We start from the raw sequence: 602 nt of genomic DNA on the forward strand, positions 1-602 counted from the left end.
CTGTGTGGAGGGCTGGACATGCTGGCCGAACCGACCATCGACTATCGGCAGCATGGCAACAACCAGATCGGAGCCAGTCGGCGCGGCTTTCTGCAGCGCCTGCGCCATCTCGACCTGTTCGATGCGCAGGCGCGCCAGCGCACGGCGGGGCGCCTGCTGGCCCTGGATGCTCTGCTGCGACAGCGTGGCGAGGTCGTGGCGCCGGAGCGCTTCCAGGGGCTTCACGCGCTGGCTTGGCGCATGGCGTGGTCGCGGCTGCAGCTGTATCGCCGCGCGGATGTTCAGGGGCGCTGGATCGCCCATGACGTGCCGCGCTTGATCGCTCGGTTGGCCAATGTCTGCCTGGCCGGAGCCGGCTGGAAGGGCCTCCGGGCGGCACTGGCAGGGGCCGCGGCAGGCCAGCGGACGTCGCGCCCAGCTTGAACTGCAGTGAAACCGCAGCCCATCGCCTGCCAGCCGCCACGGCGGCTGCGTTAGACTCGCCAGACCCTACCTGCCCGCATCCCCGTGCCCCGACGCTACGATTCCGACGACATCGACGATTACGACGACGACCAGCAGGACAACGGCCCGCTGTGGCGGCGCCGCCTGATCACCTGGAG

The 602-nt window shown here is 69.8% G+C and carries 1 protein-coding gene; it reads left to right on the top strand.

Translation table 11 applies throughout. The annotated features are described in order from the left end of the window. On the top strand, positions 1–423 hold a 423-nt coding region (locus tag DAI20_RS19820), incomplete at its 5' end, for a glycosyltransferase family protein (protein WP_205781522.1). Positions 424–602: the final 179 nt, after the last annotated feature.

Origin of the sequence: Planctomonas deserti, assembly GCF_003067705.1 — a bacterium.
Taxonomy (GTDB): domain Bacteria; phylum Actinomycetota; class Actinomycetes; order Actinomycetales; family Microbacteriaceae; genus Planctomonas; species Planctomonas deserti.